Source organism: Enterobacter sp. HNDS-6, from assembly GCF_039850505.1.
In the GTDB taxonomy this organism is placed as follows: Bacteria; Pseudomonadota; Gammaproteobacteria; order Enterobacterales; family Enterobacteriaceae; genus Enterobacter; species Enterobacter kobei.
This window is the reverse complement of sequence record NZ_CP156673.1, coordinates 4,232,034-4,256,848: the sequence shown is the minus strand read 5'-3', so window position 1 is coordinate 4,256,848 and position 24,815 is coordinate 4,232,034. Positions and strand designations below refer to the sequence as shown.

The 24,815-nt window shown below is 56.3% G+C and carries 26 protein-coding genes; 7 read left to right on the top strand and 19 right to left on the bottom strand.

The annotated features are described in order from the left end of the window. Nucleotides 1-20: 20 nt before the first annotated feature. From ABFI50_RS19920 to sad, 5 genes are all read right to left on the bottom strand, one after another. Nucleotides 21-1,469, bottom strand: coding sequence for a GGDEF domain-containing protein (locus ABFI50_RS19920; RefSeq protein WP_047345025.1), 1,449 nt, complete (start codon nt 1,467-1,469; stop codon nt 21-23). A 107-nt stretch (nt 1,470-1,576) separates the two neighbouring features. Then, nucleotides 1,577-1,939 carry a DUF4186 domain-containing protein gene (locus ABFI50_RS19915; RefSeq protein WP_023337293.1) on the bottom strand — a complete coding sequence of 121 codons (363 nt, stop codon included), beginning with the start codon at nt 1,937-1,939 and terminating at the stop codon, nt 1,577-1,579. Beyond that, entirely contained in the window at nt 1,939-2,865 is a 927-nt protein-coding gene (gene glsB, locus ABFI50_RS19910; RefSeq protein WP_347484887.1) for a glutaminase B, read from the bottom strand. The genes ABFI50_RS19915 and glsB overlap by 1 nt, the downstream gene beginning before the upstream one ends. 62 nt (nt 2,866-2,927) lie before the next feature. Next, a complete protein-coding gene (locus tag ABFI50_RS19905) occupies nt 2,928-4,517 on the bottom strand; it encodes a methyl-accepting chemotaxis protein (RefSeq protein ID WP_193970663.1) in 1,590 nt (529 codons plus the stop codon). A gap of 112 nt (nt 4,518-4,629) precedes the next feature. Further along, nucleotides 4,630-6,018: a succinate-semialdehyde dehydrogenase gene (sad, locus tag ABFI50_RS19900; RefSeq protein WP_023337290.1), complete on the bottom strand. Its 1,389-nt coding sequence runs from the start codon at nt 6,016-6,018 to the stop codon at nt 4,630-4,632. A 98-nt stretch (nt 6,019-6,116) separates the two neighbouring features. Between sad and ABFI50_RS19895 the strand changes: the two genes are divergently transcribed. Next, nucleotides 6,117-6,995 carry a LysR family transcriptional regulator gene (locus ABFI50_RS19895; protein WP_014883831.1) on the top strand — a complete coding sequence of 293 codons (879 nt, stop codon included), beginning with the start codon at nt 6,117-6,119 and terminating at the stop codon, nt 6,993-6,995. Here ABFI50_RS19895 and ABFI50_RS19890 read toward each other — a convergent pair. The 3 genes from ABFI50_RS19890 to ABFI50_RS19880 form a co-directional block, all read right to left on the bottom strand. After that, nucleotides 6,949-7,431: a GNAT family N-acetyltransferase gene (locus ABFI50_RS19890; RefSeq protein ID WP_023330415.1), complete on the bottom strand. Its 483-nt coding sequence runs from the start codon at nt 7,429-7,431 to the stop codon at nt 6,949-6,951. The two genes, ABFI50_RS19895 and ABFI50_RS19890, sit on opposite strands and share 47 nt — an antisense overlap. 82 nt (nt 7,432-7,513) lie before the next feature. Beyond that, nucleotides 7,514-8,305, bottom strand: coding sequence for a PhzF family phenazine biosynthesis protein (locus ABFI50_RS19885; RefSeq protein ID WP_023330414.1), 792 nt, complete (start codon nt 8,303-8,305; stop codon nt 7,514-7,516). A gap of 27 nt (nt 8,306-8,332) precedes the next feature. After that, entirely contained in the window at nt 8,333-9,121 is a 789-nt protein-coding gene (locus ABFI50_RS19880) for a PhzF family phenazine biosynthesis protein (RefSeq protein ID WP_023337288.1), read from the bottom strand. A gap of 177 nt (nt 9,122-9,298) precedes the next feature. Here ABFI50_RS19880 and ABFI50_RS19875 point away from each other — a divergent pair, with 177 nt between their 5' ends. Next, the gene (locus ABFI50_RS19875; protein ID WP_014883827.1) at nt 9,299-10,495 is read left to right on the top strand and encodes a sugar transporter; all 1,197 of its coding nucleotides are present in this window, start codon (nt 9,299-9,301) and stop codon (nt 10,493-10,495) included. 94 nt (nt 10,496-10,589) lie between these two features. Here the strand turns inward: ABFI50_RS19875 and ABFI50_RS19870 are convergent, their stop codons facing one another. Further along, entirely contained in the window at nt 10,590-11,255 is a 666-nt protein-coding gene (locus tag ABFI50_RS19870; protein WP_014883826.1) for a MarC family NAAT transporter, read from the bottom strand. A gap of 256 nt (nt 11,256-11,511) precedes the next feature. Between ABFI50_RS19870 and marR the strand changes: the two genes are divergently transcribed. From marR to marB, 3 genes are read left to right on the top strand one after another with little or no spacing between them, the layout of a single operon-like run. After that, entirely contained in the window at nt 11,512-11,946 is a 435-nt protein-coding gene (marR, locus tag ABFI50_RS19865; protein WP_014883825.1) for a multiple antibiotic resistance transcriptional regulator MarR, read from the top strand. Nucleotides 11,947-11,965: 19 nt separating this feature from the next. Continuing rightward, nucleotides 11,966-12,346: an MDR efflux pump AcrAB transcriptional activator MarA gene (gene marA / locus ABFI50_RS19860; protein ID WP_008502237.1), complete on the top strand. Its 381-nt coding sequence runs from the start codon at nt 11,966-11,968 to the stop codon at nt 12,344-12,346. A 33-nt stretch (nt 12,347-12,379) separates the two neighbouring features. Next, entirely contained in the window at nt 12,380-12,598 is a 219-nt protein-coding gene (gene marB / locus ABFI50_RS19855; protein ID WP_014883824.1) for a multiple antibiotic resistance protein MarB, read from the top strand. Between the two features lie 38 nt (nt 12,599-12,636). On the opposite strand, the gene eamA is transcribed toward marB, so the two are convergent. After that, on the bottom strand, nt 12,637-13,536 hold the full coding sequence (gene eamA, locus ABFI50_RS19850; protein ID WP_014883823.1) for an O-acetylserine/cysteine exporter: 900 nt from the start codon (nt 13,534-13,536) through the stop codon (nt 12,637-12,639). Between the two features lie 194 nt (nt 13,537-13,730). Between eamA and ydeE the strand changes: the two genes are divergently transcribed. Beyond that, a complete protein-coding gene (gene ydeE, locus ABFI50_RS19845) occupies nt 13,731-14,924 on the top strand; it encodes an efflux MFS transporter YdeE (protein WP_032636542.1) in 1,194 nt (397 codons plus the stop codon). A gap of 50 nt (nt 14,925-14,974) precedes the next feature. Here the strand turns inward: ydeE and zinT are convergent, their stop codons facing one another. The 8 genes from zinT to ABFI50_RS19805 all read right to left on the bottom strand — a co-directional run bounded on the left by zinT (nt 14,975) and on the right by ABFI50_RS19805 (nt 22,993). Further along, a complete protein-coding gene (zinT, locus tag ABFI50_RS19840) occupies nt 14,975-15,616 on the bottom strand; it encodes a metal-binding protein ZinT (RefSeq protein ID WP_117581673.1) in 642 nt (213 codons plus the stop codon). Between the two features lie 52 nt (nt 15,617-15,668). Next, nucleotides 15,669-16,367 carry an urea ABC transporter ATP-binding subunit UrtE gene (urtE, locus tag ABFI50_RS19835; RefSeq protein ID WP_014883820.1) on the bottom strand — a complete coding sequence of 233 codons (699 nt, stop codon included), beginning with the start codon at nt 16,365-16,367 and terminating at the stop codon, nt 15,669-15,671. 9 nt (nt 16,368-16,376) lie between these two features. After that, the gene (gene urtD, locus ABFI50_RS19830; protein ID WP_023330407.1) at nt 16,377-17,174 is read right to left on the bottom strand and encodes an urea ABC transporter ATP-binding protein UrtD; all 798 of its coding nucleotides are present in this window, start codon (nt 17,172-17,174) and stop codon (nt 16,377-16,379) included. Continuing rightward, complete coding sequence (gene urtC / locus ABFI50_RS19825; protein WP_023330406.1) at nt 17,174-18,247, bottom strand: urea ABC transporter permease subunit UrtC; 1,074 nt, start codon at nt 18,245-18,247, stop codon at nt 17,174-17,176. The genes urtD and urtC overlap by 1 nt, the downstream gene beginning before the upstream one ends. Further along, complete coding sequence (gene urtB, locus ABFI50_RS19820; protein WP_045134037.1) at nt 18,247-19,821, bottom strand: urea ABC transporter permease subunit UrtB; 1,575 nt, start codon at nt 19,819-19,821, stop codon at nt 18,247-18,249. Before urtB ends, urtC begins: the two co-directional genes overlap by 1 nt. 24 nt (nt 19,822-19,845) lie before the next feature. Next, nucleotides 19,846-21,117 (bottom strand): urea ABC transporter substrate-binding protein, encoded by a 1,272-nt coding sequence (urtA, locus tag ABFI50_RS19815; protein WP_014883816.1) that lies wholly within the window; start codon nt 21,115-21,117, stop codon nt 19,846-19,848. A gap of 202 nt (nt 21,118-21,319) precedes the next feature. Further along, nucleotides 21,320-22,423, bottom strand: coding sequence for a cobalamin-independent methionine synthase II family protein (locus ABFI50_RS19810; protein WP_196347818.1), 1,104 nt, complete (start codon nt 22,421-22,423; stop codon nt 21,320-21,322). 156 nt (nt 22,424-22,579) lie between these two features. Next, on the bottom strand, nt 22,580-22,993 hold the full coding sequence (locus ABFI50_RS19805) for a rhodanese-like domain-containing protein (protein ID WP_014883814.1): 414 nt from the start codon (nt 22,991-22,993) through the stop codon (nt 22,580-22,582). A 73-nt stretch (nt 22,994-23,066) separates the two neighbouring features. Here ABFI50_RS19805 and ftrA point away from each other — a divergent pair, with 73 nt between their 5' ends. Further along, a complete protein-coding gene (gene ftrA, locus ABFI50_RS19800; RefSeq protein WP_063666559.1) occupies nt 23,067-24,074 on the top strand; it encodes a transcriptional regulator FtrA in 1,008 nt (335 codons plus the stop codon). A gap of 228 nt (nt 24,075-24,302) precedes the next feature. Here the strand turns inward: ftrA and ABFI50_RS19795 are convergent, their stop codons facing one another. Further along, nucleotides 24,303-24,665, bottom strand: a complete 363-nt coding sequence (locus tag ABFI50_RS19795; RefSeq protein WP_023330401.1) for a hypothetical protein — start codon at nt 24,663-24,665, stop codon at nt 24,303-24,305. Nucleotides 24,666-24,815: the final 150 nt, after the last annotated feature.

Sequence of the window (24,815 nt, the reverse complement as noted above, 5' to 3'; positions counted from 1 at the left end):
ACGTCAATGCCTTATAACGATTAACGCAGCTCAGTTTCACTCCCGGCACTGGCGGCAAGTTGCTCATCCGCCAGCCGGGCGCTGGTACGATTTCGACCCGCCTTTTTTGAACGATAAAGATGATCGTCCGCCTCGGCCATCAGCTTGTTGAAGACCTCCGTCAACTGCCATGACTCCGCCTTTCCGCTTCCGAGGCCAATACTGACCGTCAGATAAAGCGTCTGCTGACGCCAGGTGAAAGGATGGCTGGCCACGGTACTCCTGATACGTTCCGCCAGTGCATAGCCGTGTTGTTCATCGCCCGAATTAACGACCACAGCAAACTCCTCTCCCCCCATGCGGGCCACCATCCCGTCTTCACCAACGACCTGCTGAACCTGGCGGGCAAAGGATGCCAGCACGCGGTCGCCGCACTCATGACCGTAGTTATCATTGATGCTTTTGAAGTAATCAATATCGAGCAGCATGACGGTCAGAAAACGTGGATGACGGTGCGTTTCTTCGCGTTTTAGCGCCTCGTAAAGCCCGGAACGCGAGTAGACGTGGGTCAGAAAGTCATAATCCGCCCGCAGGGATACCTGACGGATCAGGGAATTAATCGCCGCCATGCTGACGGAGACCATCACCGGGCAGATGGCCATCGTGGCAATACCCAGCCGCGCAGAAAACATCATAGGGGTCGAGAGCGGTGTCGCCACGGCGATATTTATGATGGAGTTGGCGACCAGAATGATTTCTATCGCCCCTGTAATAAACGTCAGCAGGCAGGTCGCAGGCAGCGAGTAGCGTACCGCACACCAGATAAGCGCAGGCAGCGGAAATGCGAGGCTTCCCGCTCCGCCAATCACCACCGAGGCAGCCACCGAAACAACCAGCGCGACGATCGGTAACAGTTTCTCCAGATTTACCCTGAGTTCCCGCACCGGCAAACCGAGGGTAAGTATGCACGGCACAACGAGTACGCCAGTGGAGAATTGTTCGCTAAACCAGTCGGCAAACAGCGGCCAGAAGGTATGACTGTCTATCCCCACGGACCCGAACGCACCGAGCAAGGCACACAGCAGCGCAGCAATCAGGCAGTAGTTAAACAGCCGTAATGCGTTGAGCGGATCGGGGGTTTTCTTCATCAACCGTCTGTCACGCTGAACCAGCACGGCGACAACGACGATAAAGATCATGTTAGACAGGTTTATGACCACCGAGGCCATTCCCCAGTTAGTCGTCACCGCGTCGTACATCAGCATCGCGACATAACATACCGCGTAGTAATGCAGGCGATGCAGAAACACATAACGGGCAAAGATCCCTGCCATAACGCCATTCAGTGGCCAGAACAGGGATAAGGCCTCGACCAGCCGCAATTCCGCGCCCACAAAATAAAAGAGAGTGGTGAGAATAAATATCGCCGAGGCATTACGCAGCGGCGTGTCGGGTTGGAACAACCTGAAGGCGGTGAGAGCAGAACGCATTAAATATCATTCCATATGAATGCTTATGGCAAATATTGCGGTCGTCAGCATGATCGGGACTAACTTAACCTGCATCTATAACACAATTACAACAGGATCATAACTCGTCAAATTTGGCTGTTCATCTGTATCACCAGCCAGTGGTGGATCACGCTGACGATATAATGTTGTTGCTGCGCAGTCAGTTGCACGCCCTGGGGAATATTATGCCATTTTGCCAGACAGCCCCGGCAGCAGGTCGCGGTGGCATGCTGGGCGATAAATACCGGGTGACCGCGCATGGGCGTCTGTTTACCGTCGTTGGCAGGTTGCGCCGGTGCAAGGCGTTTTTTAACGAAATCCGCAGCATGCTGGTCAATGGTGTCGGGTCCTTTGTCCCAGCAGTACTGCCGTTCTTTATTGCCTAAACGAAAGCGCGAGCGAAACGTCGATCGCGCCAGGCGGGAAAAAAGCGGATCCAGATCGGACATCAGTATACGGAACGTCCCAGACGTTGGGTCAGTTTCTCCAGCACCGCCACACCGGCAAGTGAATTTCCCGTTTCATCCAGCTCCGGGCTCCAGACAGCAATCGCCATTTCATGCGGCACAATCGCCACGACCCCGCCGCCAACACCGGATTTGGCCGGAAGCCCAACCCGCCAGGCAAACTCGCCCGCGTTTTGATACATGCCGCTGGTCGCCATCAGGGCGTTGACCTGCCGCGCCTGCAGTGGGGAAACGATGTCCTGATCGAGATGCGGCGCGTGCCCCTGGTGCGCCAGAAACAGGAACGTCTGGGCCAGCTCAACGCAGCTCATTTTCAACGCACAGTAGTGGAAGTAGTTTTGCAGTACGGTCGCCACGTCGTTATGAAAGTTGCCGAAGGATTTCATCAGCCAGGCGATGGCCGCGTTACGGGCGGAGTGCTCAAACTCCGAGCGGGCCACTACCGAATCATAGGCAAGATCGTCAACGCCCGAGAGCTGACGAACAATCTCCAGCATCCGCTGACGCGGTGCGCTGAGACGGCTTTGCAGCATATCGCAGACCACCAGCGCCCCGGCATTGATAAAAGGGTTACGCGGTTTACCCTGCTCGATTTCTAGCTGAAGCAGCGAGTTGAAAGGCTGGCCGGACGGATCTTTACCGACACGCTGCCAGATCTCGTCTTCCTCGTACTGGCGCATCGCCGCAACCAGGCTCAGTACTTTCGAAATTGACTGAATCGAAAAACGTTCAGTGGCATCCCCTGCCTGGTATCGCTGTCCGTCGATGGTACAGATCGCAATCCCCAGCTTATTCCCGCTGACCGAGGCAAGAGCCGGAATATAGTCGGCAACCTTACCCTTTCCCAATAACGGACGAACCTGCGCCAGAATCTCGTCCAGCATCTCATTATGGATGACCGCAGCCACTCTTTGCTCCTTGCCCTCAGGCTAAAACGGGCTGCGAGTATAACAGAGGCTTATGTATTGCGTCAGGCGCTAAGACGAAAACGCGAAACGGCCTGCAATAAAAGATCGGATTGCTTTTGCAGTCGCTCAGAGGCCTCTGAGGCGTCAGAAACCAGCAGATCCGTCTGGCGGGAAACCTGATTCAGCGCCTGAAGCTGACGCGTCATCTGGTGAATACTCTCCCCCTGGCTGAGCGTAGCGGTTGAGATTTCATTCAGCAAACTGCTTAAGTTACCGACCAGACCGGTGACCTGCTGCAAATTGTCTTCCATTAAATTCACCGCCCGGGATCCATCTTCAATGCCCTGCAAAGAGCGATTGATAAGTTCCTGGATGGTCTGCGTTGAGTGGCTACTCTTTCTGGCAAGCAGGCCGACTTCCCGGGCGACAACGGCAAACCCGCGTCCATGGTTACCGGCATGGGCGGCTTCAATGGCGGCGTTTAACGCCAGAATATTGGTCTGAAACGCCACGCTGTCGATCATCGCCACGATCCCGCGCATTTCAGAAGATCGCTCGACGATCGCCTGCATGGACGCATTCACGGTCGACATCATCTGGTCACCGCCTACCGCGGCCTGACGCGCTTCGTCCGCGCGCGAGCTGGCGAGTCTGGCGTAGCCGGTATTCCCTTCAACATGCGTTTCCAGCGTCGCGATATGGGTCGTGACCTCTTCCAGCTCTTTTGCCTGACGCGCCGATTGCTGATACAGCTTCTGATTCCCCTGCGCCAGGGAGCCGATATTTTCAACCATTGCGGTCGTGGCATGGCTGACCTGGGTCACCAGCTGCTGCAGACCGTGCTGCATGGTGGCGATACTGTCGCTAAGCTGTCCCGTCTCACGATTAAAACGCCTGACGGCAGGCGGCGTACCGGATAGATCTCCGGCTGCCAGCTGGTTAATATGCGCAATCAGTCGACGTAACGGCGTGATCACCCACCTGGACATGCCGAACCAGACGGCAACGGCGATGGCGAGCAGTAAAACCGGCGCAATCAGGAACAACGTTTGCAGCCTTGAAAGCTGCGTCATAAGAGCCTGACGCCCCTGCATGGCCTGCTTCTCGCTGGCCTGCTGATAACGGGCGTAGTTATCGTTGAAGTCGCTCTGAAACGCCTGGGCCGGGACAGCAAAAAAGGCATCAATGGTGTGGGTTCTGACAAGCGCTTCCGATTGCTCTTTAATGGCACCGTAGAAAAGCTGATAGCTGTTCACCAGGGCCTCATCTTCCGGCGGGCTGAGTGCCCGCCAGGCTTGCCACGCCTGCTGAGAAACCGCCAGCGACGCTTGCGCCTCATCCATCAGACTGTGCCAGCTTCCTTCTGAACCGGTCTCTTTATCCTGCATAAACCAGACGCCGGAGCGGTTAAGCAGATCGCTTGCCGCCAGCAGGGAGACACGCGCCAGATCAAGCTTGCTCTGTTGCTGATACGCCAGCAGATTTTGCTGCTCGTTGCGCTGAGCGTCCTTCAGGGAGGCTTTAAGCAGAAAAGATGAGGAGAGTTGCAGTGCGGAGAAAAGGCCAATAATACAAAAGATACCCGTCAGCAGGCCAAATTGACGTGGGATACAGCGCTGCGCAATACGACGAAAAATTTGCGTTAGGTTCATGATTTTCTTCAGTAACAAGACGTTAGACGCGTGCGAGTCTACGAAACGAAAATGACAGAACCATTGCAGAGAAATGACAGTGGCCCTCAAATTGAGGGCCACTACAAACAAATTACACTCTGTTCTTCCACACCGTCTGCACGTTACAGAATTCATGCAGGCCGAAATGGGAGAGCTCGCGGCCAAAACCACTCTTCTTCACACCGCCAAAGGCCACGCGCGCATCGCTGGCGCTGTAACCATTGATAAACACCCCACCGCACTCCAGCTCGCGAGAGAATTTATCCGCAAGCGCGGCGTCGGCGGTGAATACCGTAGCAGAGAGGCCAAAGTCGCTGTCGTTTGCCAGCGTCAGGGCGTGCTCAGCATCTTTCGCGACGGTAATAGCCGCTACCGGACCAAACAGCTCCTGGCGGAAGGCCGTCATCGACGGCGTAACGTTCGCCAGCACGGTAGGCGCGTAATAATTCCCCTCGCCGCTGATTTTCTCTCCGCCCAGCAGCAGCGTGGCCCCCTCAGCCAGGGTGGCCTGAACCTGCTGATGCAGTTCATCGCGCAGGTCAAAACGCGCCATCGGGCCAATGTAGTTCTCTTCTTCATCGGGTGTGCCCATCTTCAGGGCGGCTACGCCCGCGACGAAGCGTTGGGTAAAGATATCCGCAATACCCTCTTCAACAATGAAGCGTTTGGCGGCCGCGCACACCTGCCCGGTATTCTGATAGCGACCCGCAACCGCCGCTTTCACGGCGAGATCCAGGTCAGCGTCGTTGAGCACGATGAACGGGTCAGAGCCGCCCAGCTCAAGCACGCATTTTTTCAGCGCTGCGCCTGCCTGGGCACCAATTGCGGCCCCGGCACGCACGCTGCCGGTAACGGTCACCGCCGCAATGCGACGGTCGTTAATCGCCTGGCTTACGCCGTCATTGGTGGCATTAACCCAGCCAAAAACGCCTTCCGGGAAACCGGCATCCGCAAAAATCTGTGCGATAAGATCCGCCGAGCCAAGCACGTTTGGCGCGTGCTTAAGCAGATAGCTGTTACCTGCCAGCAGGATCGGCACCGCTCCGCGCAGTACCTGCCAGAGCGGGAAGTTCCACGGCATCACCGCCAGAATCGGCCCCAGCGGGCGGTATTCAATAACCGCGTTGTGGTTTTCCACCTGGGTTGGCTCTGCATTCAGCATGGCCGGGCCGTGTTCCGCATACCAGTCACACAGACCCGCAGATTTTGCCACTTCCGCCCGCGCCTGCAGAACCGGTTTGCCCATCTCCCGGGACATCATCCGGGCCATCTCTTCCGCACGATGACGCAGCGCAGCACCGAGATCGCGCAGCTTCTGCGCCCGCCGGGCGACGCTTTCGCTCCGCCACTGACGAAAACCGGCATCAGCCCGGGCGATAGCCTGTTCAACCTCTTCCTTTGTCGCCCACGGATACGCGGCGATCGTTTCACCCGTAGCCGGGTTAACAGACAGGGCATGTGTAGCAGATGAATAAGTCATGATGTTCTCCACGCATTTCGGTTGATTAATTGTGGCTTACTCTGCTATTTCTTAGAAATGAATAATACTAACCACCTTATTCACGAAACGAGAATGCTATGGATTTAACCCAGCTTGAAATGTTTAACGCCGTCGCGCTGACGGGGAGCATCACCCAGGCGGCGCAGAAGGTGCATCGCGTTCCCTCGAACCTGACAACACGAATCCGCCAGCTGGAAGCCGATCTCGGCGTTGAGCTGTTTATTCGTGAGAACCAGCGTTTGCGTTTATCTCCCGCCGGGCATAACTTCCTGCGCTACAGCAGACAGATTCTGGCGCTGGTGGATGAAGCGCGTATGGTCGTCGCGGGGGATGAACCACAGGGGTTATTTGCTCTTGGCGCGCTGGAAAGCACCGCTGCCGTGCGCATCCCTGAATCGCTGGCGCAGTTTAATCAGCGTTATCCGCGCATTCAGTTTGCCCTCTCTACCGGCCCTTCCGGAACGATGATAGAGGGTGTACTGGAGGGAACGCTGAGCGCCGCCTTTGTTGACGGACCGCTGTCACACCCGGAACTGGAGGGGATGCCGGTCTACAGGGAAGAGATGATGCTGGTCACGCCTGCCGGGCATACGGAGGTCACACGCGCCACGCAGGTGAGCGGCAGTGACGTTTATGCCTTTCGCGCCAACTGCTCATATCGCCGACATCTGGAGAGCTGGTTTCATGCAGACGGCGCGACGCCTGGCCGCATTCACGAGATGGAGTCCTATCACGGCATGCTCGCCTGCGTCATTGCGGGCGCGGGCATCGCGCTGATGCCGCGCTCCATGCTGGAAAGTATGCCAGGACATCATCAGATTGAGGCCTGGCCGCTGGCTGAAAACTGGCGCTGGCTCACCACCTGGCTGGTGTGGCGACGGGGGGCGATGACCCGCCAGCTGGAAGCGTTTATAGCGCTGCTAAACGAACGTCTTCAACCAGCGCCTTCTCCATAAACAGGCTAAGCGGGTCGTCAACATAGGGGGCAAATGCCGGGCGCAGTTCGTACCCGCACTGTTCATACAGACGAACCGCGGCGTGTTGTTTTATCCCTGTCTCCAGCCGTACCGTGTGGCAATGACGGCTCAGGGCCTCATCTTCCAGGGCAGCCAGCAGCCTCTCTCCCAGATGCTGTCCCCGGTGGGTCGGGTCAATATAGACCCGTTTCATCTCACCGGTTCCATCCCCGTTAAGCACGATGGCTCCACAGCCAACGGCCTGAAGCTGCTGGTCGCGAATGATCATCAGGATAAGCGATGCGTCGGGCAGCGCTGAAAGATCGAGCAGATGATTGCTCTCTGCGGGATAGAGTTCGCTCTGATAGCGGTCAAGGGCTGCAATCAGTGTGAGGATGTCCGGATGACGAGCGGATTCAGAGGTAATGGAATACATGGCAGGCTCCTTGCTGTTTTTATTTTAAAATAGCGCAGCTCTGCCATGGTGCTTCATAGTATTAACTTATCGCGCTGCCCGGCTAGCGCAAAAAGATACGGCCTTTCAGATACAACGTGGCCTGACCGGCGATCAACACGCGATCGCCCTTCAGTTCACAGCGCAGATCGCCGCCACGATACGACACCTGACGTGCGTTCAGTGACGTTTTTCCCAGCTTTTCGCTCCAGTAGGGGATCAGCATGCTGTGCGTGGATCCGGTAACCGGATCTTCCGGCACCCCTTCGCCTGGGCAGAAAAAGCGGCTGACGAAGTCATAGTCTTCTCCAGGCGCCGTTACGCAGACCATTTTCCCCAGCGGAACCATTGCCGCGATATCCGGCGTGAGCGCCTCCACCTGCTGCTGGCTCTCCAGCACCACGATATAGTCTCGTCCGGCGCGTACCTCTTTCGCCTTTGTAATGCCCAGCGCGGAGAACAACGCTGCCGGGGGATTATCGACGGCCTCCGTCGGCCACGCAGGGAAATTCAGCGTCAGCCAGTCGCCGCTGCGCTTGACCGTCAGCTCGCCCACGAAGCGCGTGGTAAAGTGAATTTCGGTATGCGGATAATCCAGATATTCAAAAATCACGTGTGACGCCGCGAGGGTCGCGTGTCCGCACAGGTTAATTTCGTGCAGCGTGGTAAACCAGCGCAGTTCAAACCCGTCGTCGGTTCGCACAAAAAAGGCGGTCTCAGACTGATTATGCTGCTGCGCCATTTTAAGCAGCGTCTCATCGGGCAGCCACTCCTCCAGCGGACAAACCGCCGCCGCATTACCGCCAAACGCCCTGTCGCTGAAGGCATCCACCAGATAAAAATCAATTTCCTGCATTGTCTCTCCCTCTCTTGTTATCAGTTTTTAGCGCAGATACACCGTGCCTTTCAGGTAGCACGACGCCTGACCGCTCATCAGCACCCGTTCCCCTCTCAGCTCACAACGCACGTCACCGCCCCGCGCCGACACCTGTCGGGCAAACAGGGTCGTTTTGCCCAGTGTTTCACTCCAGTAGGGGATCAGCATCGTGTGCGCGGACCCGGTGACCGGATCTTCCGGGACGGAAACGCCCGGTGAGAAGAAGCGGCTGACAAAGTCATATTCCCCCTCGCCCGGTGCCGTCACGCTAACTTTGTGCTCACCCGGTGTCATCGCAGACAGGTTCGGCATAAGGGCTTCAACCTGCTGGCGGTTTTCCAGGACGATCACCCACGCGCGCCCTTTACGGGCGTCAACGTAGTGGCGGATACCCAGCGCCGCGATCATCTCTGGCGGTGGCGTCTCTTTATGTGTCGGACACGCCGGGAAATCCAGCGTCATCCACTCTCCCTCCCGGCTGACCGTCAGGCGGCCAGATGCGGTGTCGAAGTGGATCCGCGAGTCGGGGTAATCCAGTTCATGAAACAGGACGTACGCGGCGGCCAAAGTGGCATGCCCGCAGAGATTGACTTCGGTGAGCGTTGTAAACCAGCGTAGTTCAATGCCCCCTTTGCTGCAGACGAAAAAGGCCGTTTCCGATTGATTATGCTGTTGCGCCATTTTCAGTAGCGTTTCATCGGGTAACCATTCTTTCAGCGGACAAACCGCCGCCGGATTGCCACCAAACGAAGTATCGCTGAACGCATCTACCAGATAAAAATCAATCTCCTGCATTGTCTTACCGCCTGTTTTTGTTGTGTTGTTCTTTTATATTCAATGAAAACACCCTCCCCGGCTACCGCTTTCACAAGGTAAATATTGAGATCTGCGTCACATAATGGTTGAGTTTTCGCCGTTTGACGTTTTAAGATCGTCTCCTCTTCTTTCCAGCAACGAATCTCCGACATCCCTATGACAACGAACACAGTTTCCCGCAGGGTTGCGTGGCTACGCGTGGTCACGCTGGCCATTGCCGCGTTTATTTTCAACACCACAGAGTTTGTTCCGGTTGGGCTGTTGTCTGACATTGCCGACAGTTTCCAGATGGAAACGGCTCAGGTGGGCATTATGTTGACCATCTACGCCTGGGTGGTGGCGCTGATGTCATTGCCGTTTATGCTGCTGACCAGCCAGATGGAGCGGCGCAAACTGCTGATCGGTCTCTTCGTGTTGTTCATCGCCAGCCATGTTCTGTCGTTTATGGCGTGGAATTTTACGGTGCTGGTCATGAGCAGGATTGGCATTGCATTCGCCCATGCGGTGTTCTGGTCAATCACCGCGTCGCTGGCTATACGCCTGGCCCCGGCGGGTAAACGCGCCCAGGCGCTGAGCCTGATTGCCACCGGCACCGCGCTGGCGATGGTGCTGGGTCTGCCGATTGGCCGTATCGTGGGGCAATACTTCGGCTGGCGTACGACCTTCTTCGCCATCGGCATGGGGGCACTGGTTACGCTGGTGTGTCTGATTAAGCTGCTGCCCGCGCTGCCGAGCGAACACTCTGGCTCGCTGAAAAGCCTGCCGCTGTTGATGCGTCGCCCTGCGCTGCTGAGTATCTATCTGCTTACTGTAATCGTGGTGACCGCCCATTACACGGCATACAGCTACATTGAACCGTTTGTTCAGGTTGTGGCAGGCTTTAGCGCCAATTTTGCTACCCTGTTACTGCTCATCCTCGGCGGTGCGGGCATTATCGGCAGCGTGCTGTTTGGCAAGCTGGGTAATCAGCATGCTTCCTTGCTTGTGAGCGGCGCCATTGGCCTGCTGCTCGCCTGCCTGCTGTTGCTGATGCCCGCCGCGGGCAGCGAAAACCATCTGGCGATCCTGAGCCTGTTCTGGGGCGTGGCGATCATGATCATCGGCCTTGGCATGCAGGTAAAAGTGCTGGCGCTGGCACCGGACGCGACGGACGTTGCCATGTCACTGTTCTCGGGGATATTTAATCTGGGCATCGGCGCGGGCGCGCTGGTGGGAAATCAGATTAGCCTTCATGTCTCGATGTCGGCGATTGGGTATCTGGGCGCTATTCCGGCCCTGGTCGCGCTTATCTGGTCAGTGCTCATCTTCCGCAAATGGCCGGTGGCGCTGGAGGAACAGAGTCAGCACGGGTGACGTTTGTTTGTGCCGGGTGGCGCTGCGCTTTCCCGGCCTACAAGCCTGTAATAACCCAGGCCGGGTAAGGCGAAGCCGCCACCCGGCAATCACCTCAGTGGTAAGTTTTAATAATCTCCAGCACGCCGTTAATAATAAACTGCACGCCCATACAGACCAGTAAGAAGCCCATCAGACGGGAAATAGCTTCGATACCGCCCTTGCCTACCCAGCGCATAATCGCACCGGAACTGCGCAGTGACCCCCACACAATGATCCCGATAATCGCAAATATCAGCGGTGGCGCAACCGTCAGGACCCAGTCCGGGAAGGTGGCGCTATCACGTACCGTAGAGGCGGAACTGATGATCATCGCGATGGTACCCGGCCCCGCCGTGCTCGGCATAGCCAGCGGCACAAAGGCAATATTTGCACTCGGTTCGCTTTCCAGCTCTTCGGATTTGCTTTTGGCCTCCGGCGACTCATGCGCTTTCTGCGCCGGGAACAGCATGCGGAAACCGATAAAGGCGACAATGAGTCCCCCGGCGATGCGCAGGCCAGGGATGGAAATCCCGAAGGTGTTCATCACCACCTGCCCCGCATAGTAAGCCACCATCATGATGGCAAACACATAGACGGAAGCCATCATTGACTGATGGTTACGCTCGGCGCTGTTCATATTCCCTGCCAGCCCGAGGAAAAGCGCCACCGTCGTTAACGGGTTTGCCAACGGCAGCAGCACCACCAGCCCAAGACTCACTGCTTTAATTAAATCCAACATAATGCATCGTCGTCCTTATCCATATTCATCCCCGCAAGTATAGGGGGAAAGTGTGACGTTAAGCCATCTGCGCAACGTAACGATTATTTTCCGTAAGTAAGGATAACCCTGAGTTATCTATATGATTTGAAAGCGTTCAAAAAAAGTTCATGAAACGTTTTAGCAATTCGTGGCATCGGCCGATTCATTCAGTTGACTTATACTTGCCTGAGCAATAATATCTGCCGTGACTAAACTACTTGCCAGGGCAACCATTGTGAAAAGCACCAGTGATATCTTTAACGACGTTGTTCCGCTGGGTCGTCTTATTCATATGGTTAACCAGAAAAAAGATCGCCTGCTCAATGACTATCTGTCACCGCTGGATATCACCGCAACACAGTTCAAAGTGCTGTGTTCCATTCGCTGCGAAGTGTGTATCACGCCGGTTGAGCTGAAAAAGGTGCTCTCTGTCGATCTGGGTGCGTTAACCCGCATGCTGGATCGTCTCGTCTGCAAAGGATGGGTAGAACGAAGCCCTAACCCGAATGACAAACGCGGCGTACTGGTCAAGCTCACCTGCGATGGCGCGGCCATGTGCGAGCAATGTCATCAATTAGTAGGACAAACACTGCATCAGGAACTAACAAAAAACTTAACGGCAGATGAAGTGGCAACCCTTGAGCTTTTGCTGAAGAAAATACTGCCGTAAACAGAAAAGAGGTATGACGATGTCCAGACGCAATACTGACGCTATCACCATTCATAGCATTTTGGACTGGATCGAAGATAACCTGGAATCGCCGCTCTCCCTTGAAAAAGTGTCAGAGCGTTCAGGTTACTCCAAATGGCACCTGCAACGGATGTTCAAAAAAGAGACCGGCCATTCACTAGGTCAATATATTCGCAGTCGCAAGCTGACGGAAATTGCCCAGAAACTGAAAGAAAGCAATGAGCCGATCCTTTATCTGGCAGAGCGTTACGGATTTGAATCACAGCAAACCCTGACGCGTACGTTTAAGAACTATTTTGACGTGCCGCCTCATAAGTACCGAATCACCAGCGTACCCGGAGAGTCCCGATACCTGTATCCGTTAAAACACTGTAGTTAATCATCGCCTGTAAAAGACGTAACCGAGGAAATCATGAAAGTTATCGCCTCCGCCGCCCTCGCCTTGCTGGTGCTGTTTTCCAGCCAGACCTTCGCGGAGCAAACCCCAGGTGCAACGCAGCAAAATAATCGTGGCACGATGATTTTGCCGTCAGCACATGACCAGTCACCCTATGATTTCAACCACATGGGGACTGGTAGCGACAAATCCGACGAATTAGGCGTGCCTTATTATAATCAGCACGGCTTCTGATTCGTTTTTGCCCCGCCACTGCGGGGCTTTTTTATGCTCTAGCCTCTGACGCGCGCCGCCCGCCGTACCCGCAGGCCAAACACGTTGATATACAGCCCCGCCATAATCAGCACTGCCCCCAGCAACTGCAGCGCGCTCAGCGTTTCATCCAGCAATAGCGCCGCACTGGCGAGCCCAACCACCGGCACCAGCAGAGACAGGGGCGCCACGCGCCAGGTTTCATAACGCCCCAGCAGCGAACCCCAGATCCCATAGCCCACAATCGTGGCGACAAAGGCCAGATAAATCAGAGAAAGGATCGTGGTCAAATCGATATCGACCAGGCTTCTCAGCATCACATCCGGACCATCCAGAATAAACGACGCCGCCAGAAACGGGATGACCGGAATTAACGCGCTCCAGACCACCAGCGACATCACCTGCGGCCGCGCCGCGTGCTGCATAATCAGTTTGTTGAAGATATTCCCGCACGCCCAGCTCAGCCCCGCCGCCAGCGTAAGCATAAAGCCCAGCAGCGCCACATCCTGACCATTCAGGCTGGCTTCAATCAGCACCAGTACGCCAAACACCGCCAGCGTAATCCCCGCCAGCTGTTTGCCCTGCAAACGTTCGCCAAATACGAACGCACCGAGAATGATGGTAAAGAACGCCTGCGCCTGCAAAACCAGCGAGGCAAGACCGGCAGGCATACCAAACTTGATGGCGCAGAAGAGAAACGCGAACTGGCCAAAGCTGATGGTCAGGCCATAGCCCAGCAGTAATTTGAACGGGATTTTTGGACGCGCAACAAAAAAGATCGCCGGGAACGCCACTAACATGAAACGCAAACCGGCCAGCATAAGCGGGGGCATATTGTGCAATCCCAGCTTAATGACGACAAAATTGAGCCCCCATACTACGACCACCAGCAACGCCAGCAGTCCGTCTTTACGCGTCATACCCTGCCCCTGAATTATTAATAATTTGTTAACACTTCAAGGTAACAGAAAAAAGGACGCTGCGAGAAGATCATTAATTCTGGCAGGCAGCTGAAGCACTTACGGATAAACCAGGTGCTATACAAGCCCCTTATGTCATGGTAATCCTGTTAACACACCTCTAATAAAAGCATAAGCAACTGTCGGGCAGAAATATGAAACCATCTCTCAGGCGCTCAACCGCAGCGCTGCTGGCATCGTCATTGTTGTTAACCATCGGTCGGGGAGCGACGCTGCCCTTCATGACCATTTATCTCACGCGCGTCTACAACATGAGCGTCGAGAATATTGGTTATGCCCTGACGATTGCGCTGACCATCGGCGTGGTGTTCAGCCTGGGATTTGGCATTCTGGCGGATAAGTTTGATAAAAAACGCTACATGCTGATTGCGATCGTGGCGTTTATTGCCGGATTTGTCGCGATCCCGCTGGTGGATAACGTCACGCTGGTGGTGCTGTTCTTTTCCCTGATCAACTGCGCCTACTCCGTATTTTCGACGGTGCTGAAAGCCTGGTTCTCCGACGTGCTCACCTCAAGCCAAAAAGCGCGTGTTTTCTCGCTCAACTATAGCTTCCTGAACATTGGCTGGACGGTCGGCCCGCCCATCGGCACCCTGCTGGTGATGTACAGCTTACAGCTGCCCTTCTGGCTGGCCGCTTTTTGCGCCGCGCTGCCGCTCGCGTTTATCCATTTCTTTGTGCAAAAAAGCGTCGCGCTGGATACCGCCGAGGAAAAAATGCCCTGGCAGCCGTCGGTGTTGCTGAAAGACCGCGCCCTGTTCTGGTTCACCCTCTCCGGCCTGCTCGCGTCGTACGTGGGCGGATCGTTCGCCAGCTGCATTTCGCAGTATGTTCTGGCCGCCCACGCCGACAGCGATTTCGCGCAGAAGGTCGTCGCCGTGGTGCTGCCCGTTAACGCCGCCGTGGTGGTGACGCTGCAATACGCGCTTGGGCGCAAGATTTCCGCAAGCAATATTCGCCCCCTGATGACCGCCGCGACGCTGTTTTTTATCCTGGGGCTGGGGGGCTTTATGTTCTCCGGGGAGAATCTGATTTACTGGGGTATCGCTGCCGCGATCTTTACGCTGGGTGAGATTATTTATGCACCCGGTGAATACATGCTGATCGACAACATCGCCCCGCCGGGGATGAAGGCAAGCTATTTCTCCGCACAGGCGCTGGGCTGGCTGGGCGCGGCCGCAAACCCGATGATCACCGGGATTATCCTGACCAACCTGCCGCACTGGTCGCTGTTTGTGATTATGATGGTCGCCATCGTCATTGCGTGGCTGATGATTTTGCGTGGGATGAACGTGAAGGCGTGGTGTGAGTCACCCAAGGTAGCGTAGCAACTTGTAGGCCGGGTAAGGCGTAGCCGCCACCCGGCAAACGCAACAACCTAGTGGTGCAACATCTCTTCTACCACCTGCTCTTTGTACATCTCATTCGGATAATAGGTCGGCCAGTTATCCATCTCTTTCAGCAGCGCCTCGTGGGAGGTGTTGCCCATAAAAATATGGAAGTGCGAGGACGCTTTCGGCCCGATGGTATGGTCGCTGAACTGCACAAACTTCGGCGCCGTGCTGCTGGCATCCTGACACTCAAACAGATAGCGAACGCCTTTTTTGCCTGACGCATAGGTCAGAATTTTGTAGCCGCTGTAATTATAATGGCAACGGCTAACCGCTTTGCCCTTGTGGAACTCCATCACGTTATTTTCAATGCCAATGGCATCCACGTCCGTCGCATAGCCTTTACGATAATAGGCTTTCACCTCGTCGAAGGTTTTGCTTTTATCCTTCTGCGCTTTCTGTTTGAAGACCGGATCCAGCGATCCCTCCAGCAGGAAAGGATAAACGGACTGCCAGGTACCGTCCCAGTCAGACAGCGCTCTGTCCTTCACGTTTTTATCCTCAAACACGCCGTTCGCCGCTTTCTGCTCCGCTTCGGTCATCTGATGACCGTGCGAGTGCGCTAACAGCTGGCCGCTGACCAGCAGCGCCCCCAGAGTCATGATCCATTTACCAGCATGTGCAGCCAAAATAACCCCCTCATTCCGTTTTATAAGAATGAGAATGTTATATTATAACATTTCAAATCGCAACCAACCCGCGAACGCCCTCCTGCGCCATGTTTTCCCCCCGTCCACGCTGGATAATGGTGCCGCGTGACATCAGGAGATAGCTGTCGGCCAGCTCGGCGGCAAAGTCGTAAAACTGCTCGACCAGCAGGATCGCCATATCGCCTCTGTTCGCCAGCGTGCGGATCACCTGGCCAATCTCTTTTATCACCGAAGGCTGAATGCCTTCCGTCGGTTCATCCAGAATCAGCAGCTGCGGGCGGCTTGCCAGCGCACGGCCAATCGCCAGTTGCTGCTGTTGTCCGCCGGAGAGATCGCCTCCGCGGCGGTGCTTCATCTCTTTGAGCACCGGGAAAAGCTGCCAGATCTCCTCCGGTACCTGCTTCGCCTCGCGGGCGGAAAAGCGCGACAGCCCCAGCAGAAGATTTTCTTCCACGGTCAGGCGCGGAAAAATCTCGCGTCCCTGCGGGACATACGCCACGCCAGACTGTACCCGCTGGTGCGGTTTGCTGTGGGTGATCGTCTTACCCTGCCAGATGACCTCCCCGGTTTTCGCCGGGATCAGCCCCATCAGACACTTCAGCAACGTCGTTTTCCCGACGCCGTTGCGCCCCAGCAGGCAGGTGACTTCTCCGGTGGCGGCCTCAAAACTGACGCCGCGCAGGATATGGCTGCCACCGTAATACTGATTCAGTTCGTTAACCTGTAACATCTTGTCTCCTTAGCGCCCCAGATAGACCTCAATCACCTGCTCGTTGGCCTGCACCTCGCGAAGCGAGCCTTCGGCCAGCACGCGCCCCTGATGTAATACCGTCACGTGGTCGGCAATGGTTTCGACAAAGCCCATGTCATGCTCCACCACCATCAGGGAGTGCTTACCCGCCAGGGTTTTGAACAACTCGGCGGTGTATTCCGTCTCTGCGTCGGTCATCCCGGCGGCGGGTTCGTCCAGCAGCAACAGATGCGGATCCTGGACCAGCAGCATACCTATCTCCAGAAACTGCTTTTGCCCGTGCGACAGCAGCCCGGCGCGGCGATCGCGTTCGTTGCCAAGACGCAGTAAAACCAGCATCTCATCAATGCGATCGCGTTGTTCACCATTGAGTTTTGCCCGCAGGCTCGCCCAGACGGATTTATCGGTTTTCATGGCGATCTCAAGGTTTTCCCACACCGTCAGCGCCTCAAAGACCGTGGGTTTCTGGAACTTTCGCCCAATCCCCTGACGGGCTATGGCCGCAGGCTCCAGCGCGGTCAGGTCGATCGATTGATCGTAAATAGCCCTCCCGCTTTTTGGTCTCGTTTTGCCGGTGATCACATCCATCAACGTGGTTTTACCGGCTCCGTTGGGGCCAATCACGCAGCGCAACTCGCCCACGCCGATATTCAGCGAGAGATCGGTCAGCGCCTGGAAACCGTCGAAATTGACGTTAATGGCCTCAAGCTGAAGCACCGGATCCGTCTGGTCACGGTAGCGGTCGCCGGGCAACTGGCGGGTAAATAATCCTTCCGTTGGCTGCATTATTTCTCTCCCTTACGAAACAGACCGTAGACACCGCGTGGTAAGAACAGCGTGACGGCGATAAAAATCAGCCCCAGGAACAGCTGCCAGTACTCCGGCATGGCGACGGTGAAAAAGCTCTTCGCCCCGTTCACCAGCGCCGCGCCAATCACCGGCCCCACCAGCGTGCCGCGCCCGCCCAGCGCCACCCAAATGGCGGCTTCTATCGAGTTCGTCGGTGACATTTCACCGGGGTTGATAATGCCCACCTGCGGGACATAGAGCGCCCCCGCCAGGCCACACAGCACCGCGGACAGCGTCCAGACCAGCAGTTTGAACCCGCGCGGGTCGTAACCACAGAACGTCAGACGGTTTTCTGCGTCACGAACGGCGGTCAGGATTCGGCCAAATTTGCTTTTTGCCAGCGCAAATCCCGTCCCCAACGCCAGGAGCAGCAACAGTACGGTCGCCAGAAACAGTGCAATACGCGTGGAGGTTTCCGTCACCGAAAATCCGAGCAGCGTGGTAAAGCCGGTGAAGCCGTTATTGCCGCCAAAACCGGTCTCGTTGCGAAAGAACAGCAACATCCCTGCATAGGTCAGCGCCTGGGTCATAATCGAGAAATAGACCCCTTTGATCTTCGAGCGGAAGGCAAACCAGCCAAACACCAGCGCCAGCAGCCCCGGCACCATGACAATCAGCACCAGCGCCCAGGCGAAGTGTTGGGTGCCCCACCAGAACCACGGCAGCTCACTCCAGGAGAGAAATGACATAAACGCGGGCAGACCGTCACCCGCCGCCTGGCGCATCAGATACATGCCCATCGCATAACCGCCGAGTGCGAAAAAGATACCGTGCCCAAGAGACAGCATACCGGCATAGCCCCACACCAGATCGAGCGCCACCGCAACGATGGCATAGCAGAGGATCTTACCCGTCAGCGTCAGCATCCAGGTCGATAACGCCAGCGGATGCGTTGCAGGCAGTAAGGCGAAAAACGGTAATATCAGCAGACACGCCACCAGCAGGCTGCCTGCGATCTGCGTTGTGCGTGGCGCTTTGCGCGCCAGCGTTAAGGTAAGCGGCTGGCTCATCAGTCAATAACCCTCCCTTTCAGCGCAAATAACCCCTGAGGACGCTTCTGAATAAACAGCACGATCGCCACCAGAATCACGATCTTGCCCAGCACCGCGCCCATCTGTGGTTCAAGGATTTTATTGAAAATGCCCAGACCAAAGGCCGCGGCCACGCTCCCTGCCAGCTGGCCCACGCCACCGAGCACCACCACCAGGAACGAGTCGATGATGTATCCCTGGCCCAGCTCCGGTCCGACGTTACCCAGCTGGGATAATGCCACGCCGCCTAACCCGGCAATGCCGGAGCCCAGCCCGAATGCGAGCATATCGACACGCCCTGTCGGCACCCCACAGCAGGCAGCCATGCTGCGGTTTTGCGTCACCGCGCGCACGTTTAGCCCCAGACGGGTTTTATTCAGAATCAGCCAGGTAAAGAACAGTACCAGCAGCACAAAACCCAGCACCACAATACGGTTCCACGGCAGCGTCAGGTTGGCGAAAACCTGTACCCCGCCGGAAAGCCATGCCGGGTTCGCCACCTCCAGGTTCTGGGCGCCAAACGTCATGCGCACCAGCTGGATAAGCATCAGGCTGATGCCCCACGTTGCCAGCAGCGTTTCCAGCGGACGACCGTACAGATGACGGATCACTGTGCGCTCCAGCACCATTCCGATTGCCGCCGTCAGGCAGAACGCGACCGGTAAGGCGATAACCGGATAGAGCGCCAGCCACTGTGGCGCGAGGCTGGTCATGGCCTGCTGCACCATCCAGGTGGCATACGCGCCCAGCATCAGCATTTCACCGTGCGCCATATTGATGACGCCCAGCAGGCCGTAGGTGATAGCCAGCCCCAGCGCAGCCAGCAGCAGCACCGAACCGAGGGAAAGCCCCATAAACGCCTGACCCAGCAGATCGCCCCACATCAGGCGGTGCGTTATCTGGTTAAGGCTCTCTTCGGCAGCGGCGCGAACGCCGGCGTCCGGCTCGGTCTGCGCCTGGGTATACGGGGTGAGTCGGGACACTACGTCCGGATCGTCGGACTGGCCTAACAGTTCAGCAGCGTGGCGACGCACCTCCGCCTGCGGGCTTGCCAGCTGGAGATTCGCCACCGCCAGCAGCAGCGTCTGACGCGCTACCGCATCCGTTTCACGGTTTACCCGATTTTCCAGAAAAGGGAGCATCGCAGGTTGCGCATCTCGCTGCAGTTGACGGGCCGCCGCCCGCCTTTCCGTGACACTGTCACTTACCAGCTGATGCGTAGCGATAGCCGTGGCAGCAAGTACGCGCAGTCGGTTCGTCAGCCGTACCGCTTTGGTCTGCCCTTCAGTCGCCTTTGCTTCACCGAGGGGAACCATTCCGCCATTACGCTGCGCAAAAGCGTGCTTTTGGCTGTCGGTATACAGGTTTTCCTTTTGCAACGCCTGAAGCAGCGGCAGCCTGGCGGCATCCGGCGCGGCGGCCCACTGCGTCAGTAATTCCGCCTGCTGGGTGCGGCTGGCAGCAACGAAACGATCGGCATCCGATGCCTGCGCCATCCCTGGCAGCAGTCCGGTAAGCCATATAAGAGCGACGATCGTGCGCATGACGTTCATGGCTTGTCTCCCTGAGGTGATGGCTTAGTTGCTGGCAGTTTTCATCGGCTGGTCGGGCTTTTTGTCATTCCCGGCGATGAACGGACTCCACGGTTGTGCGCGGACCGGCTGTTCCGTCTGCCACACCACGTTGAACTGGCCGTTGCCTTCAATTTCACCGATCATGACCGGCTTATGCAGATGATGGTTGGTAGCATCCATGGTGAGCGTAAAGCCGGAAGGCGCTTTAAACGATTGGCCGGCCATTGCGGCACGTACTTTATCTACGTCGGTCGTGCCCGCTTTTTCCACCGCCTGCGCCCACATATGGATCCCTACGTAAGTGGCTTCCATTGGGTCGTTGGTGACGACAGTGTCGGCATTCGGCAGTTTGTGCGCTTTCGCATAGGCTTTGTAATCCGCCACGAAGGCCTGGTTAGTGGGGTTGTCCACGGACTCAAAATAGTTCCACGCCGCCAGGTTACCCACCAGCGGTTTGGTGTCGATACCGCGCAGCTCTTCCTCACCGACGGAGAACGCCACTACCGGCACGTCGGTTGCTTTCAGCCCCTGGTTTGCCAGCTCTTTATAGAACGGCACGTTGGAATCGCCATTGATGGTCGAGACTACGGCAGTTTTGCCGCCTGCGGAGAATTTCTTGATGTTGGCGACAATCGTCTGGTAGTCGCTATGACCAAATGGGGTGTAAACCTCTTCGATGTCCTTATCCTCAACGCCTTTCGAATGCAGGAACGCGCGCAGGATCTTGTTGGTGGTGCGCGGGTAGACGTAGTCGGTGCCCAAGAGGAAGAAGCGCTTCGCCGCGCCGCCGTCTTCGCTCATCAGGTATTCCACCGCCGGGATGGCCTGCTGGTTCGGTGCGGCACCGGTATAAAAGACGTTGGGTGACATTTCTTCACCCTCATACTGCACCGGATAGAACAGCAGGCCGTTCAGTTCCTCAAAGACAGGCAGCACCGATTTACGCGAAACGGAGGTCCAGCAGCCAAACACCACCGCGACTTTATCCTGGCTCAGCAGCTGACGCGCTTTCTCGGCAAACAGCGGCCAGTTTGAAGCGGGATCCACCACCACCGGCTCCAGTTTTTTCCCCAGTACGCCCCCTTTGGCGTTGATCTCGTCAATGGTCATCAGCGCGACATCTTTCAGCGGGGTTTCGGAGATGGCCATCGTGCCGGACAAAGAATGCATGATCCCCACTTTGATGGTATCGGCCGCCTGCACACCAAAACTCATTCCCATCGCCACGACGGACGCGGATAACGCAAAGGCTTTTAATAAGGTACGACGCTGCATATTTTCACTCCTGAAAAAGAACGCTGTGCAAAAACGTCCGTTACGGCATGGACGCGGAAAAAAATGTGTCAGCGAAGCAGGAGCAAAAAGGATGCCAGAATGAACATTGCGCTATGGCGGGAGATTGAACGCGGGATGTAAAGAGAACGACTCAGAATGGCACAGCGCTGCACTTTTATAATGCAGCGCTGGGGCGGTGTTTTTACCAGACTTCACTGGCGATCTGTGTCACCAGACGGACTTTGTCCCACTGCTGAGTTTCACTCAGGCTGTTGCCCTCTTCGGTCGAGGCAAAGCCGCACTGCGGGCTGAGGCAGATCTGCTCTTTGGCCACGTATTTTGCCGCCTCTTCCAGACGGGCTTTAACCCCTTCCGGGTTCTCCAGCTCTCCGTTTTTGGTGGTTATCAGACCCAGCACCACCTGCTGCTTGCCCGGGCGAATAAAGCGCAGTGGCGCAAAATCACCGCTGCGGTCGTTATCATATTCCAGGAAGAAGGCATCTACGTTCACCGTACCGAACAGCACTTCCGCCACCGGCTCGTATCCCCCTTCCGAAATCCAGGTTGAACGGAAGTTGCCGCGGCAGACATGCAGCCCGATGGTCAGATCGTCCGGTTTACCTTCCAGCGCCTTGTTCAGCACGCGGGCGTAGATCTGCGCCAGCTCATCGGCATCATCGCCGCGCTCGCGGATCTGACGACGCTGATCGTCCGAACAGAGGTAGGCCCAGACGGTGTCGTCAAGTTGCAGGTAACGGCAGCCTGCATCATAGAAGGCCCGGATAGCGTCGCGCCAGGTGGTCGCCAGATCGTCAAAATAGACGTTCAGGTCCGGGTAAACCGTCGCGTCGATATCTTTGCGGCCGCCGCGGAAATGAAGCACGCTTGGGCTGGGAATGGTCATCTTCGGCTGCGCATTACCGCTGATGCTTTTCAGATAGCGGAAATCGTCCAGCATCGGATGATCGCCAAAGCCCAGCTTGCCGGTGACGCGCACGCCGTGGGCTTTGGTCTGTACCCCGTTGAACTGAATACCCTGCTGCGAATCGTAACGCTCAACCCCCTGCAGGCCATCGAAGAAATCGAAGTGCCACCAGGCACGGCGAAATTCACCGTCGGTCACCACATGCAGACCGCACGCACACTGCTGCTCGACGACGTGGCAAATGGCATCGTCCTCCACCGCGCGAAGCTGTGCGGCATCTATCTCACCGCTGGCGAACTTCAGGCGGGCCTGTTTAATGGCATCCGGACGTAAAAAACTGCCTACTACATCGGCGCGGTATGGGGCGTGCTGTCGTTGCATGGAAATCTCCTCTGTCTGACGGTAATAATTGCCGGCAGTGATAATTCATTATTTGAATCTTTAGACTTCTGGATGTCTAAATGTCCAAAAAAGATGTCATACCTCACCGGCTCCGGCAAACGAGAAAATTTCACGGGTGTTGAAAAAAATTCATCTTCACAGGGCGGAAACGGATCCCTGACTGGCAAACGCGTAGCGTTCATCTTCCCAGCCAGTGATCCCGCCCAGCATGATTTTGACCGGCAACCCGAGTCGCGCCAGCTTCAGCGCAGCCCTGTCCGCGCCGTTACAGTGCGGCCCCGCGCAGTAAACGACAAACAGCGTGCCGTCCGGCCACCGGGCCATGCGTTCAGCAGTAATCTGGCTCCACGGCATGTGCAGTGCGCCGGGGACATGACGACGGGCGAATTGTTCCGCACTCCCTACCACATGCAGCAGCACGAAGTCCTGCTCATGACTGGCGATGGCATGATGCACATCGGCACAGTCGGTTTCGACACTCAGGCGACGCAGAAAATGGGTAACGGCTTCCTGCGGCTCGGCAGCCGGAAATTCAGTAACATAGCTCATGATCCTTCCTCATCTTTGGCGTTTGTGTTAACACTACTCTATCCACAAATTCAGCCCATGAATGCGCTTGCTTATGCCAGAAAACAGCAAAAAGATGACAAACTTAAGACAGGTTTCCCGCCCTCAGGTGGTGGTGCTGGCGTATGACGGCCTCTGTACCTTTGAGTTTGGCGTGGCGGTTGAGATTTTTGGCCTGCCACGTCCTGAGCTGGGCGACGCCTGGTATCGCTTTGCTGTGGCAGGTGTGGATAGCGGAGAATTGCGGGCGACGGGCGGGATCCGCATGGTGACTGATGGTGATTTGAGCCTGCTTGAGTCTGCGGATCTGATCGTGGTTCCCGGCTGGCGGGGGCTGGACGCGCCGGTTCCCAGGGCCCTGTGCGACGCATTGAGTGAGGCCAGCGCTCGTGGATGCCAGCTGCTGTCCATCTGCTCGGGTGTGTTTGTGCTGGCCGCAACGGGACTGTTGAACGGGCGCAAAGCCACAACCCACTGGCGCTACATTGAGGCGCTTAAAGCCCGCTACCCTGACATCGACGTGGTTGAAGACGTACTCTATCAGGACGAGGGGGATATTCTGACTTCTGCTGGTAGCGCGGCGGGCATCGATCTCTGTCTGCACGTCGTCCGCCGGGATTATGGCATGGAAACCGCCAACAGCGTGGCGCGTCGGCTGGTTATTCCTCCCCACCGGGATGGTTCGCAGCCGCAACAGCTGAGCCGCCCGGTGGCACAGCTACGGGAGAGCCAGCGTCTGGGACAGCTGTTTGATTTCCTGCACAACCATCTCGTTGAACCGCACAGCGTCGACTCGCTGGCGCGTCGGGTGGGCATGAGCCAGCGTACCTTCCTTCGTCGCTTCGAGGCGGCAACGGGAACGACACCGTCGCGCTGGCTGATCAATGAGCGTCTGTTGAGAGCAAAAGATTACCTGGAAAGCAGTCGGTTGAGCATCGACAGCATCGCTGAACAGACCGGTTTTGGACAGGCGGCGACGTTGCGCCACCACTTTCGTCAGCAATTTGCCCTTTCGCCGGCCCAGTACCGCAAGCAATTTTCGCGTCCAGGTCCTGCCCGCTGAGGGATCCCCACAACATAATACCGACACAGACGCCCCTCTCCCTGAGGGAGAGGGCTGGGATGAGGGGCACATACGCGAAATGGCAAAAAAAAACCGCCATTATCTGGCGGTAAATGCTTGCATGGATAGATTTGTATTTTGGTCTCTACGTCCCCGACGCTCCATGGTCGGGCTGCGGATCCCTTACAAACTAACACTGATTAACTTAACGAAAGCTAAACAGCTCTATTAACTCGCCTTCGTGTTGATTTGCAAATAACGCATCAGACCCTGTTCGGCGCTCTGTTTTGCTTCATCATTAATCGCTTCGAGATAAAACGAACGCGAAACACCATAGGGGGCTTTTTCAGAAGGATACACCGCAAACTGGAATACTTTTCCTCTTGCCTGATGCAGGCAATCTAATTCCCAGCGCTGATCGTCTACTTGTTTGCTATTGCAGGCTACACGCCCGTAATCGCTGGTTAAATATGAACCAACACGGGTTTCTGCGGACTGAATATATTCTGGTTCGTCATTCCCGATATAGCGAACCCCTGCCGTAGCACCCACAGCAGCCACGAGGAGCGCAAACGCGATTATTTTTTTCATTTATTAAGACTCATTCCTTAGCCAGAGAATCCCTATTATATAGGATTATCCCTAATTCAAACGCCTGTTTATGGTCCAGAAGTGGTAGTTGACAGTGCTTTAGGCGCATTTAGGATATTTCTTAAAAACAATTCTGAGCCAACACTATTT